Consider the following 15,999-nt stretch of genomic DNA (forward strand, 5'->3'; position numbering starts at 1 on the left):
AGTTATTACAGCAAAAAACATCGAGGATGATTATTATGAAGGACGTATATCTTCAAATCTTTTACATTACAAATGAAAATTCAGTGACGCAGCACGGATCATTTCCGCTAAGGGGAAAGCCGAAGGAAGTCGTGGCTTATGAATGATTTAGGGAAATTAAAACCCGACAAATTTAATGATTTAACTTGAAAACTTCCGTATACATTTGTAAACGAACGAAAAAGCCATCCAGGATGGATGCCACAATTTAAGAACCGTTGGTTATTAGCTCTTGAATTACTTCGCAGGACCAGCATGGTTTCATGTAACGTACGTTTTGAATCATTGTCCTGAGTCCGTAACGCTAAACTAGATAAATCAGCTTACACCTTTAAGGCTGGCAAGAGATTGCTTTATTTCTGATCCGATTGTCATTCGGCATCCTCCTTATCCCTTTGGTTTAAAAATCAGCGCACCCATAAAACCGAAGATAATGACAGCAGAAATACCCGCGCTCGTTACTTCAAATATACCCGTCATAATTCCGACAAACCATGTTGTTCAGCTTCTTGCATAGCTCCATGTACAAGTGCATTTCCAAAGCTCGTAATTGGTACCGTGGCTCCTGCCCCAGCAAAATCAATTAAGGGTTCATATAAACCTAATCCATCTAGTAGAACACCAATTACTACAAGGGTACTTATCATGTGTCCAGGCATAAGTTTAAACACATCGAACATAATTTGCCCAATGACACAAATTATACCGCCTATGACAAAAGCCCAAAATAGATCATTTTATTATTTACCTCCATATTCAATTTATACCGCATGGGCGATGCAAGGAATTGTTTCATTTTGCTGAAAGGACAACGGTGATAGTAAAGCACCTCTAGCTACTACTAACATTCGTTTAAATTCACCTTTTTTCATACAGTTTAATAGATGGCCATAAACCACTGTTGCTGAACATCCTGCTCCACTAGCTCCTGCAATTACCGGTTGTCCCTCTCGATAAATCATCAGACCACAATCCTGATATTGTTCTTCTCGAATAGGGGTTCCATGCTTTTTAAATAAATCGAAGGAAGCTTCTTGTCCAATCTTGCCGAGGTCACCAGTAATGATTAAATCATAATAGGATGGATCAATGTTTCGTTCCTTTAAATGTGCTTCAATCGTATCAACCGCGGCAGGTTCCATAGCCCCGCCCATATTAAACGGATCAGTTAATCCCATATCAATGACACGACCTATCGTCGCAGAAGTTACACACATTTTTTTGTCTATCTCTTTCACATAATCTCCGAAAGCGGAAGTTATTTGCATTTTATAAATTTACTGTGCAAAGGGAGTAAAAAACTAAATACTATAAAATACAAGGGGACTGAAATGAAAAAGCTCCAGCCATGAGGTTTTTCATATCCCACTTTTATCATTGCCCATTCAATTAAAGTAGAAATTATGATAAAAGTAATGGCTAGTATCCATTTATTTGTCTTTTTTAAATAGTTTAAATAAATAACTGAAAGTGAGGAAGGAATTAAGCTGTAGCTTAAAAACTCATCAATTCCCGTAAGGTTTGGGCTACCGTAATCAACAACATTTACATTTTTCCTAATACAGAATCAGCAATCCAAGCAAAATAACCAATTACTCCAAAAGTAATATAAAATTCTCTCCAACCTATCTCTTTTTTAGTCATAAAAAGAGCATATAAAAACAATAGTATCGATAACACGATTGGCAGCCAATTTCCTTTAGCATGTAAATCTAAATTCCTAATTATTGAGTTCAAAGTAATCACCTCTTATTTTATCTTTTCCTAATTTAAGGTGAATATTTCAAGTTCTTAACCTACTCACTATATGGACAAAAAGCCATCCATCTGTAACTACCTTATCCCGTTCTTTAAAGAAGGAACAATGCATATTCTATTCATGGTAAGTAACATAACCCGACATTAACGGAACCTAACCTAAATGAAACCCCTTGCGCACCCAAGGGGTTTCATTTTATCACCATTTATCGTTTATGCTTGATTTTATACATCGTTGATAAATCAACGATTACCCGCTCTCAAGTACGCCTGATGCTGCATAAAAAAGTGGGGTTTTATGCAACCTCTTACTCAATTAAATGGCCCTTTCATGAAAAAAGGCGCAAATCCTTACTTTGAAAATGCCCCCGATTGCTTAATAAGGTTTTATGGATTATCTTTTCCTTTTCCTAGAGAAAATCCTTCCAAAAAACGCTCACCGTAGGGATCCAAAACCTTATCTACTAATTGAACAACCTTATTTTTCTCACCTGTTTTATAAAAAACATTAAAGGCTTCTACGAACTCTTCGGTAAATTTCTCATCATGTTGATTCAAAGCACGAATAATCCACTTCGAAGAACCACTCCACTGACGATAAGTTCTTAAAACAAATTCGTGAACGAGATCAGCTAATTTATTAGCTATAAATATTTCTTTAGCTCGGTTATTACTTCCTAAAAAATCATCAAGAGCATCAGTTATAAAATATCGCTTTGTACTAACAATTTCTTTAGACCATATTTCAGGTCCCTTCTCTAATATATCTTTCGCTTCTTTTTTTATAGATTCTAAGATTCCTTCATCTCTTAAAATAATCCCCTCAGAAATCATTCTTGGCATAGAAGGCTTTGCAGTCCATTTCGATAAAGTATTTGTATAAAATTAAATTATGGGCAAAAATCTCTATTGCCCATCCAAAGTCAAACATAGACTCTCTATATGATGAAGTAAGTCTTTTATCAAAAATGACAATATCAGGATCAGAAGTTTCTGTTGCCTCTCCCCTAACTACACTTCCTGCTAATAAAGCGCCTTGGCAATTTGAAAAGTGCTTATCAATAAATTGTTTCGCTGCTACAACTGGATCAAACCTTTTCATTCACTTCACCTCTAACAATCTTTTCATTTCCCAATATAAATTCGTCAATAAAAAGAAAACCCCTATTTCAAGGGTAAATTTAATCCAACTTTATTTCAATATACTGCCCACTTGCTGCACTAAAAAGGCGTTCCTTCTTATTAAAGAAACGCGCCCGATTGCGGAAGATCGTTTTACTGTTTGTTGACTGTACTTTTTTCCCGAAAATCCCCAAACCTCTTGCCCCACTTCCTTTTTGGAATGAAGGATCTGACTCCTTTATCCTGTCACACTCTCCGCAACATTCGATTAATCTTCTCCTCATCAAACTCACTATAACCCTGCTTCATTCCCCATTCCAGCATATGCTCGTAGTCTGGATGGTTTTTATCGCTGATGATAAGAAGAAATGCCTCGTAGCCTGGTTCTCCTCCTACATCTTCTGGCGGAGCAGCTCCTTCTCCATCTAAACAGATAGGATAATTGAGATCGAAGTTTTCAATCACTCTTTCTAACTCGATAGTATGCTGCCAGCTATCTCCAAAGTCATAATTGTATACAATCTTAGCCGGAAGATATTCGGACAGCTTTATACCTGAATCCATTTTCATTGGTACATCACCTTGGTAATGAAAAGCTTCTTCATTGCACACTAGGTTTACAATCGGTCTATATTGGTTGGTCGGGATGACTTTGTCATCCGCGTTACTTGGATAAATATAAAAATCATATAGATGGCTATTCTGCCAGTGAAAGGCAATTTGTAAAATTCTATGCAATTTAGGAAAAGTAGTATTAGTTGGAACGACAATTTTCCGCCAAACTTCGCGTCTCTCAAGCATCAACTTTACCTTAAGTTCCACTGCTTCAGATTGAAAAATCGGTTGACCAACCAACTCCTCCAAATGCTTATTCTTTTCTTCCTTTGGATAAATGTAGTCATTCTTCCCTACTCCTGCTAATAAGCCATTAATCCTTAAGCTCATCTCCACTTGATTAATGCTATCGTTATCCAGTAATTCCCCAAAGTGATAAACATTTTCGCATACCTTGTTCATTCTGGCTACAAATGCTCTATCTTTTGTTTTGGAAAAGGCAATATGAGGAGAGTGGTGCAAAAACTGCTCGATCACTTCATCCTTGATACACTCCGCTTCGAATGTTTCCCGAATGGCCTGTACGATTAACTTACTTATAGTTTTCATCTCCTTTGCTTTTAGGCCATGGAGGATGATTGCATATAAGTTTCGATCATTCACCAAGACAACCGTCTTCTTCCGACCAACCTTTAATAAATTGGCATGCCAAGAAAACAAGGGATCTTCTTCTATCTCAGTAACCGTGGGTACCTCAAGTTCATCTAGTAGCTTTTTGGTACATTGAATTAGCATATGTATTAGCTCCTCCCAGCAGCGCGGCTGTTCTTATTGGTAGCTTAGTTGGGTTTGTAAGTATGAACATATTTTAACACATACCTAATCCGGACCTGTTCCCATTTCCATTTTAAACTGTAACCATGTTAACGAATGGAGATTTAGAGCCCCTTGACATCTTGCGAATTACCGGGAAAAGAAACACTCATACCAATATCTCCATATTTACTCATACATTCTTGGATGTTACTACAGACCCAGTTTGGTTGGAGGCTTACCATGCCTCACTCAACCTTCATCCAACTTGTAAAGAGTGTGAATATAGTCATGCATTTCTCCTTTTAAATATTGTTCTTAACCAAAAATATAGACCCTCCTGTAAGGGGAGGGTCAACACTTTATTGGTATTTGTATTTCCGTCAGATAGTCTTCTTTACTTCCTGAAATATAATGGTCAATTATTGTTCTTTCAATGGAGTCCCCAATCACTTTGAAACCGTTATCTTGAATACAATTCAGTAAGGATCTATAATGTTCGGGGGAATTGTTATGATTACCGTTATAATAAATACAGGCATACTTTCCTTCCGGAAGAGTTGTCACTAAAGGACTTTGAATATCATCTTCCTCGACTAAAATAAATATCGAGTTTATTCATTGAACTTGTTATTAAAGTGTACTTTTTCGAACGGGTGTACATTCTCTAAGAACAATGTTTACAGATGTGCACTAACAATAAAGATGTTTAATTTTTAGTTCTTAAATAAGGATAACACCGTTCGTTAACACGAACGTTGAAAAAAATAGTTGTTTAATTCTTTAGTGAAAAAAATATCGTTTTTAAGAATCAGTAACAATAAAGTTGTTTCTGCCTCTTATAGCTTACTTTCATTAAAAACAATAGATACAAAATCTGAACTTACAAAAGGTTCTCCACCTTCAGCATAAATTAGAGCCCCTTTTTGAGCTTCTTGACCTATAAATGGAGTATTATAAGGTTTACTCTTATTTACATCAATGTTGTTAGCGCACAATATAAGCCTATCAATAAAATCTTTTGGGAAAGTATTTTGAAAATGAGAAACGATCTTATCGAAACTCAAATCTTTTAGCTTTTTAAGGCTACTTACGAGAGTTTTTATTGATGTACTTTCTGGTAAAAACATCCAAATCATAGGCGTTATAATGTCTGCGGATAATAAAGTTCCTGTTTTTTTATCTAAAAGTGAAATACAACCTTGTGAATGACCAGGAGTATGTAGTACTTCCAATTCCCTTTGTCTTATGTCAAAAATTTGCCCTTCCTTAACCGGTATCAATGGTACTGTTTCTCTTTCCATAAATTCATCAATTGAAAATTAGGAGGAACAAATTGTTCTTTAAAAGATGTTATTATCTGCTCTCTAATCCGTTTTGATGAATGCTGTTCAGCAAGAGAAATGTCATCACTATGAATATAGGCCTCATCAAACTGCCAGTTTCCTCCTATATGGTCTATATGTCCATGACTATTTACAGCTATAATGGGTAGATCGGTAATGGTTCTTATAGTCGTTTTCAAATCACCAATCCCATAACATGTATCAAAAAGCAATGCTTTTTCTTTACCTAAGATTAGAGTGCAGCCAACCTGTGCCGGATCAAATATATGATAGATTCCGTTATCTATTTTATTTACTTAAAAATATTCCTTAGACATATTACATCCTCCCTTTTTATTTAACAAGCAACTGCCCCGTTCGTTGAAACAAAAAATTAAGCAACTTTATTCGTTTTTAAATGACTTTATTGTAAATTAAACAACTCTATTGTTATTAAACACGAATGTGATGTTCACCACTTCATTCTTTACGGCTACGTTAGCTAAGAAGCTTTCCCTTGCTTTATTCCAAAATTTATAAATTTCATCCTTACCCATTATCCGAATTCCGGCAACATTAACAATAACGGCATGTTGAGTAAAGAGATAGCTAAATCCCTTGGGGTCCTTCTGATATTGCTGCATCTGCTACTAAATTAAATTAATATTTACTGAACAATTCCCATTGTTTTGGTTGTGATCTTGATTTTTCATATACGTTTTCTCCACCTTTCAGACTTGCATCAAAATGCCTTTGCCGCTTGAGCTGCTTTTTAAAGCCCTTCCTCAATAAGGGGTCCTACCGGGGGGTTAGTTCCCCAAAGGGGGATTTTTCCCCTTTTGCAAGTAGAACGAAAAACACGCATAGGCAATGGGGCAAGGGTGCTCTTCGCACAAAAGGTTTTTTGCTGTTGCGAAAGCGCCTTTAAGCAAAAAAGTTTTTTGCCCCTTGACCGATTGACTAACTTCCTTAGCTTCTAGCCGGAAAGGTTCGGGTGTCCTACCGGCTGGAAGGTTAGAAAGCTTGCGCTGTTTTACGATTCGGAAGGCAAAAGGGAAAAACAAACAATAAAAGCAGCCATTTCGGCTGCTCTCCTTTTGTCTTTTATTCTTTTGATCTTTCAATCTATTACTTTTATTCTTTTAATCTTTCAATCTTTTCTCCGGTTTTCCGGCTCGTTCGGTATGTCGACGATAGCCGTAAATGGAACAGAAACCTACGGAATGTAGGCGAAGCCGTACAGTCCGTGGTTATCGGTCCATTTAATGCCGAAGCGACACGTAAGGAATGACAGAAAGGTGCTTTTTCCTTTTTGATCAGTCCGTAGTGCTGCCGCCCAAAGTCGTTCTGTATGCTTTTTACCTAGATTTTAAAGTTCTTATTTCTGAAGAAAAACCGCAGCCTTAAGGCTTACTTTTTGTTTCTATAAACTTTCCTCTCTGGTTTATCTCAGGAATTGCAGCACCGAAATATATCTTTAATTATTTGTATTGGTTTACCTTGTAGGCTATGGTTTAGGAAATGTGTACAAAAAAACAAATTCCTTATGGGCTTCAACCATAGCTTTATTCTTAATTATAGGTTGGATGTAATGATTGATCTGTCGTTAAAAAAGGTGCGAGTCCCCCAACATCGTTAACGTTAATGTGATAGGGGACTCGCACCTTCAATTGAATTTATCCAAAAATTCTTCGGATTAGTTTCTTAATAAACGAGCCCAAAGGAATAAAACGATTTATTTTGCTATCCATAACATATACACCAGAACCGAATCCATTAATTATTACAAATTGGAGAATAATAGTGGATCCTACTAGAGGTAAATCGCTAGAAGTAAGTATAAGTTTTCCTGGTTCTACGATGTAATTTATATGTGGCTGTAATATTCCATTAATAAAAAGGTTGATGTAAGATACGGTTTTAGGATCAAGAATGCCTTGATTTCCGAACTCTCTTATCTCATCATCATTTGTATAAACACGTTCTTCTTTTGATAATGCAAAAAATTCATAGGTACTTGCTTTTAGAATATTGATAGGAGATGTATCTATTACGTCACGTACCGTTATTTCACCAAGATATCTCCCTGGATTTGACGCATATCCTATTGAAATAGGTGCCGTTACTGTCGCATCTACTGTAATACGTATAGTGTCAGCTAATGATAATGTAGCATCCGTAATTAAGAGGTCTCCTGAAGCAGTTACAACATTATTGGAATTTCCACCGTTTGAAGCCGTAAATAGTGCAGTAGTCGCTATAACAATTCCTTGTGCATCTAAGACATCTAGAGTAGCCGTTACTGTTGCGGTTCCATGAACTGCAAATATATAAAAAACACTAATTGGCAAAGCTGCAACAACAATTGGAGCAATCCCAGCAGTAAAATTGCTTCGAAAGGTAACGGTTTGTCCAGATGAAGTATTTGGTGACCAAATATAATCGTCGTTTTCATCAATACATGGAGATATTATTGACGGAGGTGTAAAAACAGCAGGGGTAGGAAGACTCGATGGAGGTACTGTAGTATCAGTTATTACTAGAGTATTAGCTGGAGTGGTAAATGTTTGTAGAAAAAGAGCCAATCAAATCACCTCCTAATTATATCTAAAATGGCAATTGGCATATAGATATTTTATGTATTCTTTTATTTTTTGATTGGACAAACTAATTTGTTTAAATCTGTGAATCTTTTCTTTTTACTAGGTGTCTATAAAAAATAGAAAATTCATTAAGCAGGCACCCTATTTTCTGTTTCATTGAATGGAGAGATATGCCGACTTCCTTCAGATATAAGGGTCACCCCACATATCCTTGTCTTAATCTACAGCGCTCTTGCCTTCACTGTTCGGGATTTGCACCCTAGAGCCTGCATCCTTACCAGGTACACCAAAAAAGACAGGTCTCCTGCGGGAGAACCTGTCCAAAAAATTTAACGCGGCATAATACAGTTTTTAATATTTTAATGAAATAGACTAGGTTACAACAAATTCAACAACAATTGGAGTCGCTGGATCAAGTACATCGCCTCCAGGAATGGTAATTGCAGTGGTAGTAACAGTTGAAGTATCAGCTGTTTGGATCTGAGCATTAATATAAAGATTGTAATAGGCAAATGATGCTGGAAATGCTGTAGCAGCTGCACCGGCATCATTAGTAAAGGTTGTAGCAGCAATAGCGAACGCAGCACCTGTTCCTGTTCCCGATCCTGCTGTGCCAGTAAATTTTCTACCTGCTACAAAAGGTTTGACTATAGCCATTTAGATTCACTCCCTTTCAAATATACTAGGACCCTTTCTTGTAAGTCCTGTTAACAAAACGAAATTTCCTAAGATAATAGATTACGTCCTTTGGATTATTCTAAATAATGTCTAATAAGGTAAAAATAACGTTATATGCGTTTTCACATTTTGGTGGAGAGACATATAAAGAGAGGGTTTGTCCACATTATATTTTATTCTTCTAGTTTACTTAAGGAACGGCAAAAACCTACTATATAAGCACAATTCACAAGTTTTAAAGAGGTATTTATGTTAGTATCATAAAAACGTTCGTAAACATCTGTAAAATGAATAGCAATCTGGTTTAACGTTTGTAGTTAAAAATTGGGATTGCGTCGCAACCCCTATTCCCCAGTAAACAGCCTGTTATTTGGTTGAAAGTTCACTTTCCGATACCCATTTATGATTTTTAACCTTTTTTCCACCAGTAGTTGGAGTGTAATCAATCATATAAACTGTGGTTTTTTCTGCTGAATCGATGGTACCAGTTGCTCCCATCATACCTTCCATATGATCTGCTTCTAATGTAACTTCAGTTCCAGGTTTTAAAACTTCATCACCAGCATTTTTTATTTCCTCTTGAATAACCCATTTATGGTTTTTCACTTTTTCTCCCTCAGTTGTGGGCGTATAGGTAACTGCATATGCTATCGTATCATAAGCACCAACAATCGTTGCTTTTGCAGCGTTCATGCCCTCCATGTGCTCACTATGAACAATTGCTTTACTTCCAACTTTATAGGTTGGATTCTTTTCCTCTTTTAACCCTTTAGGAACTCCACCTGAACTAGAGTGATTCATTTCAGTCATATTTTTATGGTCCATGTTCATATTTTTATCACTGCTGTTCTGATTACTAATACTGGTACAAGCAGATAACAAAAACGCTAATACTAAGGTAACAATTCCTACAACAAATTTTTTACTTTTCATTTTTATCCTCCTTAAATTATTTTCAAGAAGAGTTTACAACAAAAATGTGCAGAAAATATGCATTTACACTATTTCGATGTTTTTAAATAAATTCAGGACCTAAGTATTACGAATTATAAAAAAAACTACTTGTAAACGCATTGTCTGAGTCTTGCAATTTAATAGAAAAACACCAACTTCTAAAAGTTGGTGTTTTTTAAATTAATTATTTGGTTTTATCGGCTAATTCCTTCAAGGAATCAGTCAGTTGGTCATTTAAGGTACCTAATGCCTCTTTATCAAGAGTTGCCGCTTCAGAACCCGCTATTGTTGGGTCAAGGTATTTTTCAATTTTCTCATATAAATCTTTGTTATCCTTTTTAACATCATCTTCAAAAGAAGACCATTGATCTTCTAATTTTGGTCCAACTTCCTTTACCTTTGCTTGGTCTCTACTATCAATAGCTTTTGATAACTGTTCCGTTGTATCTAACATTTCATTTACACCATCAGAAACTTTACTATCAGTTGAACTACAACCCGCTAATACTAAAGCACTTCCAAGACCGATTGCTAAGACCATTGATGTTAACTTTTTCATGATAGTTTCCTACTTTCCATATTACTATTGTTCAACGCAATAAGTTTTTTATTTTTAAATTTTTTTAATAAAAGTATCATAACTGCACCAAGAACTAGAAATATTTGAGGAATGGTGCTTTCCCATGATGGGTAGAGTGCAAAAAAGTCTATGCTTGGTATACTTTGGGAATTGGTCGTTTGGATTAATCCAGCTAATTGAAGGCTGTGAATCCCCATTCCTGTAAACTTAATACAGAGGTAAAATACGATAACACTAGACACCATAAAGAATGGGCGAAGTGGTAATTTCAATCCCACATATATCATCAAATAGGCTAAGATCCCAAGTATTGCTGCTCCAATGAGGAAACCAATTAATAATGACTGAAGTTTTATTTGACTTGCCATTCCAATATAAAACAATACGGTTTCCGTCCCTTCACGAAACACAGCAAGAAAGGCAAGAACCCCTAACGAAACAAGTTTACCTGTTGTTAATGCAGTTTGGCTTTTTTCACGAATATACCGATTCCAATCAGCAATATTGGATTGGCTATGTAGCCAATAGCTCATATATAACAACATTACTGCCGCAAATACCCCTGTCCATCCACCAATAAGGGCATTATTATTACCAAACGCTCCAGATGAAATAACAAATTTTACAATGATTGCAAGTATCAAACTAATGCCTAGACCCGATAAAACCCCTGTCCATATCCAACCTTTTCCCTTACCTTCTCCTGATTTCTTTACAAAAGACATAAGCGCAATTACTACAAGTAAAGCTTCTAAACCTTCACGTATAAGGATCATTGCTGCATCCCAGTAGGTGTACTTCGATTTATCAGCTAAAGGAGTTAGGTATTTTACCATGTTATCAATTGTTTTATTAGCTGCTTTATAATTTGGTGGATTAGCTGCAAGCATAGCTTGAATGGTAACCAAATCTCTTTCAGAATCACTATAAACGGAGGCAGATTGTGCAACCACTACTCCTTCTACACTTAACCAGCTACTACTTGCCTTTTTAATGCCTTCAAGTGCTTGATTTTGATTTTGCTCTTTAACTTCCTTTTTTGTTTCTTGGAGAAGCAAGATAAAATCATCTAAAGAAATATCTTCTTTCTTAAAACCACTTTCTTTTGAATATCCACCACTTGCAACTTTTTCATTTACAGCCTTTAAATCTTGTAAAGCCTGTAAAACTTGGTCTTGTTTTTTAAGAGTAAAAGCATAGACTACCTTTCCCATATTGGACTCAATATCTCGGTAAGCAGTAGCTGAATCACCTTTTATCCCTTCTTCAATTTGTCTCCAAGTTTTGTTAAATTCATCATAAGACTTTTGAGCATCCGAAAGGTTCCCTTTAGAAGCAAAATCGATGGCTTGATCAATTGATACTTCAGCTTTCTTAATATCCTCGCTGGAGCTTCCAGCTGCTAGTACAGGATTATGTATGCCAAATCCTAATATTAATACAATAATAGATAATATAAGTAGTAGATTTTTTCTCATAACAATCCCCCTGGAAAAGTCACCCAATTGATAACGAATTTCAATATCATTTATATTTACTATTGTATTTCCATTGATAATAATTGTCAATTAGAGATTTTTTTATTAGTTACACTAATGTGAATATTAACTTTTAAAACATATATAAAAGGGGGATGCTTTGGCTAAGATGCCAAACCCTCGGATGTACCGCAAAAATTGTATTAAAAAACCTTGCCATCATTAATAATTAAACAAAAATTGTCAAACAATGTCTCAGCATCACCCTGAATACCGTATTGGGAAGGTTTACACTTACTTTTTTTGGTATTGGTGCTATTTCCCGGAAAGTATATTACTAATGGTCAATGAAAAAATAACTGTTGTATCCGAATTTACAAGGAGGAATAGATCATGGCTCATTTCGCTGACCATCACCATACAGGTGAAACGGTAATAGAATCTGGACAATATTTAGATGCAGGTGGAACTAAAAAGGAACTTCACCAAGGCGATACATTTCCAAATTGTCCTGTTTCAGGAGAAGCAACAACTTGGACACATGCAAGCCATGTTCATCGTACAGGAGAAATTGTTATGGAATCAGGGCATTATATTGATTCAGATGGTGAACATGTGGTACTTCAACAAGGAGAAAAGTTTCCAAGTTGTCCTAAAACAGGTGAAGCAATTACTTGGACACACGAACAATAAGACAAATAAAGCACGGCAAAAAAATAAATTTTTGCCGTGCTTTATTGCGTAATTCATGTGATTAAGGTCTCAATAACCGAACGGGTTAATTCTTTGAAATCCTTATTCTCATCTTAATGATGTATCGGAAAAAAACGTAAAAAATGTGAATACCCACCATTCCTAAAACAACACAAAAAGCTACTTTTCCTTTCGGTAGGTTTTTCGATTTCTTCCACAGTAGTTCATAAAATGTAACGTAACCCATGGTTCCAATTGTCATTCCCATCCTGACAGTGTTCCGTTTTATTGAATCCAATCTCATATTCAGTCCCATAAAAATATTCATGCCAATCACAATCGATAGTGTTGAGCAAAAAATTGTAAAAAATCTATTTTTCATTTTTGTAATTGGTATTAATGACATTACAATCATGCCTTCGGGGATATGGTGAAGAATAAAAGCGGCCAAAAGTCCATAATTTATCAGTTGACCCTGTTGGAGGCTAATTCCAAAGGTAACCCCCGTAGTGATGGAATGAATGATTAAAGCAATAAATAAAAGATAAAGCGTCTCCTGATTTCCTTGATGAAGATGGGATTTATTATGCAAGAAAATTTCCATTGTGATCATGATAAAGATACCGATTGTTTGAAAATGGCTAAATACTTCAGGAAGTAATTCAAATGCAAACATGCCAGTTAACAATCCTCCGCAAAGAATTTGTAAGTATAAAGAGTTTTTGTTTAGAAAAAGAATCATAAGTCGAATGGAGGACCCGCCTAAAATCATAGCCCCAAGAATAAGCAAGGTTACCAAACTGCTTAAATCGACCTCCTTTTCTTTGTTCTCAGTCATCTGTATAACATGAAATTCATTTGGATTTGGTTTATAATTCATTACGAAAGTTATCTTTTCACCAGGTTTTATTTTAATCGGTTTTTCTCCTTTTAAAAGTTCTTTAGGTCCAGCAGTATCAACGCAGGCCCTCTTCTCTTTATATCCCAACAATAACTCCCTAATGTCGTTTTATACATTTTATTCCCTATCTTAATCGAGGCTTTTGGAGGCTTATCTCCAAGCATCCCTCTATTTGAACAGCCCATGAGATTAAGTCCAATGAAAACTACAAACGCTACCAGCCATTTTTTCATTTGCATCCCTCCCCTTTTTTTATTAGACACCCCTTTTCTATTTTTAGTTACTCCATAAATTCAAAGAATCCCCGTTTGCATTTTTCTAATAAATTTCGTAATAAAAAAAAGCAACCCCTTTATGAGATTGCCGTTCCGTCAAATAATTTACATGGTACTTTTTCAATTAAAAATGGTCAATATACTAACCAAAAAACGTTCGAATCAGTAAATATACATTCAGACAAATGATGACGATTGCTACAATCCAAGCAAGAATTTTAAGCCAAATCGGATTGACGAACTCACCCATTTTCTTCCTATCGCTAGTGAATTTAATTAGTGGCACAACCGCAAACGAAAGTTGTAAAGACAATATAACTTGACTCAATATAAGAAGTTGAGTTGTTCCGCTTTCACCATAAAGACCAGTTACAATAACAGCAGGGACAATAGCAATTAATCGGGTAATAAGTCTTCTAAGCCAAGCTGGGAGGCGAATATTTAAAAATCCTTCCATGACAATTTGACCAGCCAATGTCCCTGTTAATGTTGAGTTTTGACCAGAAGCAAGCAACGCAACCCCAAATAAAATACTTCCAATTGTCGTTCCTAGAATCGGAGTAAGTAAATGATAAGCATCATTAATATCTGCCACTTCCGTCAATCCTGCTTTATGGAATGTGGCAGAGGAAAGGATCAAGATAGCAGCATTTATAAATAATGCAAAGAACAGTGCAATGGTTGAATCCCATGTGGCATATTTAATAGCCTGGCGTTTTCCCAAACTGGTTTGTTGATACTTTCGAGTCTGAACGATTGATGAATGAAGGTACAAGTTGTGTGGCATGACTGTTGCACCTAAAATACCAATGGCAATATATAGCATCGTTGGGTTACTAATAATCTCTGTGCTTGGAACAAAGCCTTTTAATATGCCACCTACATCAGGCTTAGAAAGGAACATTTCAGTTGCAAAACAACCTCCAATCGTAATAATTAAGACAATAACCAACGTTTCAATAAAACGAAATCCTTTATTTTGTAGCAGCAATACCACTAGTACATCTAAAGCCGTAATAATAACACCATATATCAACGGAATTCCAAACAAAAGATTTAATGCAATTGCCGAACCGATCACTTCCGCTAAATCACAAGCAGCTATCGCTAGTTCACATAAAATCCACAAACCCATTGCGACTGGCTTACTGTAATGGTCACGGCACGCTTGAGCTAAATCCCTTCCCGTCACGATCCCTAGCTTCCCAGCGAGTGCTTGTAGTAGAATTGCCATCAAATTAGACAATAATATAACAGAAAGTAACGTATATCCGAATAGGGATCCTCCTGCAATATCTGTTGCCCAGTTACCTGGGTCCATATAACCGACTGCCACTAAGTAACCTGGTCCTGCAAAAGCAAGGAATTTTTTTATCCAAGAACCAGTCTTTGGAATACGAACACTTCTATACACTTCTGGTAAAGTCGATTGTGTTCTTTTATTTTTCCAACCTTCTTCCACCGAAATAGGCAGTTCTTTTACATCCTCACTCATTTTTTCATCACCTCATTATTGGTATACACTAAATATGTTGCACTAAGGAAACTTTTTGAGTAAAAAAATCTCATTTGTTAAATAAATTATATTAAGGAGCAAAGAAGTAGTTTCCAAATATAATTTATTTTACAATTTTTTTTAGTCAAAGGAAACTTTTTGGGAAATTAAATGAAAAGAATCTTAAAATCCTCTTGTTACCATACAAAAATTCAGATTAAAGGAATAGCCATAATAATAATGGCAACTAAAGAAATTCTCTCTCCTTTTAAGAATCCCCAATATGAAATCTGTAATTCTTTTAATCCGACATTTCTTCTGCCCCTTTTAGAACTAAAATTAAGTTATTATTAAGATTTTTCCACAAAAATTTGCAATTCTCTTTAGTTAAAAGTAAGCCTTTGTGACCGTCTAGTTAAATGACACAGTTTTTGCTCATTTAAGTGACACACTTAAATGGAAAATAGATTAAAACCAATGTTCTTTGACATGGAGCCTCTACGAACATGATTCTCTTCTAAAACGAGTCCAACTGTTTTTTGTAAATAAAAAGGCAGAATGTTTTATGAATTTAAAAAGAGCCTAAATATACAAGTAGTGTATAAAAACTTGCATAATTTAGGCTCTTTTTAGTTTATTCCTTGTTTCAGTAAAGCACCCTTTAATTCAATAAACGAGATGAATAAGTTGCAAAAAGTGACCTGCATTATTAATGCCTTATTTCCTCATA

Annotated in this window: 15 protein-coding genes and 2 pseudogenes; 1 reads left to right on the top strand and 16 read right to left on the bottom strand. The window is 35.6% G+C overall.

What is annotated here, in order from left to right:
• Window positions 1-426: 426 nt before the first annotated feature.
• From spoVAE to ACSU6B_RS20140, 13 genes and pseudogenes are all read right to left on the bottom strand, one after another.
• A pseudogene (spoVAE, locus tag ACSU6B_RS20080) lies at window positions 427-719 on the bottom strand (stage V sporulation protein AE).
• An 81-nt stretch (window positions 720-800) separates the two neighbouring features.
• Window positions 801-1,307, bottom strand: coding sequence for a hypothetical protein (locus tag ACSU6B_RS20085; RefSeq protein WP_410888040.1), 507 nt, complete (start codon window positions 1,305-1,307; stop codon window positions 801-803).
• 277 nt (window positions 1,308-1,584) lie between these two features.
• Window positions 1,585-1,776: a hypothetical protein gene (locus tag ACSU6B_RS20090; RefSeq protein ID WP_410888042.1), complete on the bottom strand. Its 192-nt coding sequence runs from the start codon at window positions 1,774-1,776 to the stop codon at window positions 1,585-1,587.
• A 408-nt stretch (window positions 1,777-2,184) separates the two neighbouring features.
• A pseudogene (locus ACSU6B_RS20095) lies at window positions 2,185-2,899 on the bottom strand (nucleotidyltransferase domain-containing protein).
• Window positions 2,900-3,165: 266 nt separating this feature from the next.
• Complete coding sequence (locus ACSU6B_RS20100; RefSeq protein ID WP_410888044.1) at window positions 3,166-4,269, bottom strand: plasmid pRiA4b ORF-3 family protein; 1,104 nt, start codon at window positions 4,267-4,269, stop codon at window positions 3,166-3,168.
• A 372-nt stretch (window positions 4,270-4,641) separates the two neighbouring features.
• Complete coding sequence (locus ACSU6B_RS20105) at window positions 4,642-4,854, bottom strand: GyrI-like domain-containing protein (RefSeq protein ID WP_410888046.1); 213 nt, start codon at window positions 4,852-4,854, stop codon at window positions 4,642-4,644.
• Window positions 4,855-5,126: 272 nt separating this feature from the next.
• On the bottom strand, window positions 5,127-5,591 hold the full coding sequence (locus tag ACSU6B_RS20110) for an MBL fold metallo-hydrolase (RefSeq protein WP_410888048.1): 465 nt from the start codon (window positions 5,589-5,591) through the stop codon (window positions 5,127-5,129).
• Window positions 5,567-5,845 (bottom strand): MBL fold metallo-hydrolase, encoded by a 279-nt coding sequence (locus tag ACSU6B_RS20115; RefSeq protein ID WP_410888050.1) that lies wholly within the window; start codon window positions 5,843-5,845, stop codon window positions 5,567-5,569. Before ACSU6B_RS20115 ends, ACSU6B_RS20110 begins: the two co-directional genes overlap by 25 nt.
• A gap of 1,443 nt (window positions 5,846-7,288) precedes the next feature.
• Window positions 7,289-8,197, bottom strand: coding sequence for a DUF4183 domain-containing protein (locus ACSU6B_RS20120; protein ID WP_410888052.1), 909 nt, complete (start codon window positions 8,195-8,197; stop codon window positions 7,289-7,291).
• Window positions 8,198-8,587: 390 nt separating this feature from the next.
• Window positions 8,588-8,872: a DUF4183 domain-containing protein gene (locus tag ACSU6B_RS20125; protein ID WP_410888054.1), complete on the bottom strand. Its 285-nt coding sequence runs from the start codon at window positions 8,870-8,872 to the stop codon at window positions 8,588-8,590.
• A gap of 387 nt (window positions 8,873-9,259) precedes the next feature.
• The gene (locus ACSU6B_RS20130) at window positions 9,260-9,826 is read right to left on the bottom strand and encodes a YdhK family protein (protein WP_410888056.1); all 567 of its coding nucleotides are present in this window, start codon (window positions 9,824-9,826) and stop codon (window positions 9,260-9,262) included.
• Between the two features lie 205 nt (window positions 9,827-10,031).
• Window positions 10,032-10,406: a hypothetical protein gene (locus ACSU6B_RS20135; RefSeq protein ID WP_215007217.1), complete on the bottom strand. Its 375-nt coding sequence runs from the start codon at window positions 10,404-10,406 to the stop codon at window positions 10,032-10,034.
• Entirely contained in the window at window positions 10,403-11,905 is a 1,503-nt protein-coding gene (locus ACSU6B_RS20140; protein ID WP_410888059.1) for an FTR1 family iron permease, read from the bottom strand. The genes ACSU6B_RS20135 and ACSU6B_RS20140 overlap by 4 nt, the downstream gene beginning before the upstream one ends.
• 393 nt (window positions 11,906-12,298) lie before the next feature.
• On the opposite strand from ACSU6B_RS20140, the gene ACSU6B_RS20145 reads away from it, so the two are divergent.
• On the top strand, window positions 12,299-12,598 hold the full coding sequence (locus ACSU6B_RS20145; protein WP_410888061.1) for a hypothetical protein: 300 nt from the start codon (window positions 12,299-12,301) through the stop codon (window positions 12,596-12,598).
• An 85-nt stretch (window positions 12,599-12,683) separates the two neighbouring features.
• Here the strand turns inward: ACSU6B_RS20145 and ACSU6B_RS20150 are convergent, their stop codons facing one another.
• The 3 genes from ACSU6B_RS20150 to ACSU6B_RS20160 all read right to left on the bottom strand — a co-directional run bounded on the left by ACSU6B_RS20150 (window position 12,684) and on the right by ACSU6B_RS20160 (window position 15,269).
• Window positions 12,684-13,586 (bottom strand): ZIP family metal transporter, encoded by a 903-nt coding sequence (locus ACSU6B_RS20150; protein WP_410888063.1) that lies wholly within the window; start codon window positions 13,584-13,586, stop codon window positions 12,684-12,686.
• Window positions 13,529-13,732, bottom strand: coding sequence for a hypothetical protein (locus tag ACSU6B_RS20155; protein ID WP_410888065.1), 204 nt, complete (start codon window positions 13,730-13,732; stop codon window positions 13,529-13,531). The genes ACSU6B_RS20150 and ACSU6B_RS20155 overlap by 58 nt, the downstream gene beginning before the upstream one ends.
• Before the next feature lie 184 nt (window positions 13,733-13,916).
• Window positions 13,917-15,269, bottom strand: coding sequence for an Nramp family divalent metal transporter (locus ACSU6B_RS20160; protein ID WP_410888067.1), 1,353 nt, complete (start codon window positions 15,267-15,269; stop codon window positions 13,917-13,919).
• Between the last annotated feature and the right edge of the window lie 730 nt (window positions 15,270-15,999).

Origin of the sequence: Neobacillus sp. C211 (assembly GCF_051842875.1) — a bacterium.
GTDB lineage: Bacteria > Bacillota > Bacilli > Bacillales > Cytobacillaceae > Neobacillus.

Bases quoted from the DNA above. Each gene is read 5' to 3' on its own strand.
- ACSU6B_RS20085 (WP_410888040.1), bottom strand. From the start codon at position 1,307: ATGCAAATAACTTCCGCTTTCGGAGATTATGTGAAAGAGATAGACAAA.
- ACSU6B_RS20110 (WP_410888048.1), bottom strand. From the start codon at position 5,591: ATGGAAAGAGAAACAGTACCATTGATACCGGTTAAGGAAGGGCAAATT.
- ACSU6B_RS20125 (WP_410888054.1), bottom strand. From the start codon at position 8,872: ATGGCTATAGTCAAACCTTTTGTAGCAGGTAGAAAATTTACTGGCACA.
- ACSU6B_RS20135 (WP_215007217.1), bottom strand. From the start codon at position 10,406: ATGAAAAAGTTAACATCAATGGTCTTAGCAATCGGTCTTGGAAGTGCT.
- ACSU6B_RS20155 (WP_410888065.1), bottom strand. From the start codon at position 13,732: ATGAAAAAATGGCTGGTAGCGTTTGTAGTTTTCATTGGACTTAATCTC.
- ACSU6B_RS20145 (WP_410888061.1), top strand. From the start codon at position 12,299: ATGGCTCATTTCGCTGACCATCACCATACAGGTGAAACGGTAATAGAA.
- ACSU6B_RS20130 (WP_410888056.1), bottom strand. From the start codon at position 9,826: ATGAAAAGTAAAAAATTTGTTGTAGGAATTGTTACCTTAGTATTAGCG.
- ACSU6B_RS20100 (WP_410888044.1), bottom strand. From the start codon at position 4,269: ATGCTAATTCAATGTACCAAAAAGCTACTAGATGAACTTGAGGTACCC.
- ACSU6B_RS20160 (WP_410888067.1), bottom strand. From the start codon at position 15,269: ATGAGTGAGGATGTAAAAGAACTGCCTATTTCGGTGGAAGAAGGTTGG.
- ACSU6B_RS20140 (WP_410888059.1), bottom strand. From the start codon at position 11,905: ATGAGAAAAAATCTACTACTTATATTATCTATTATTGTATTAATATTA.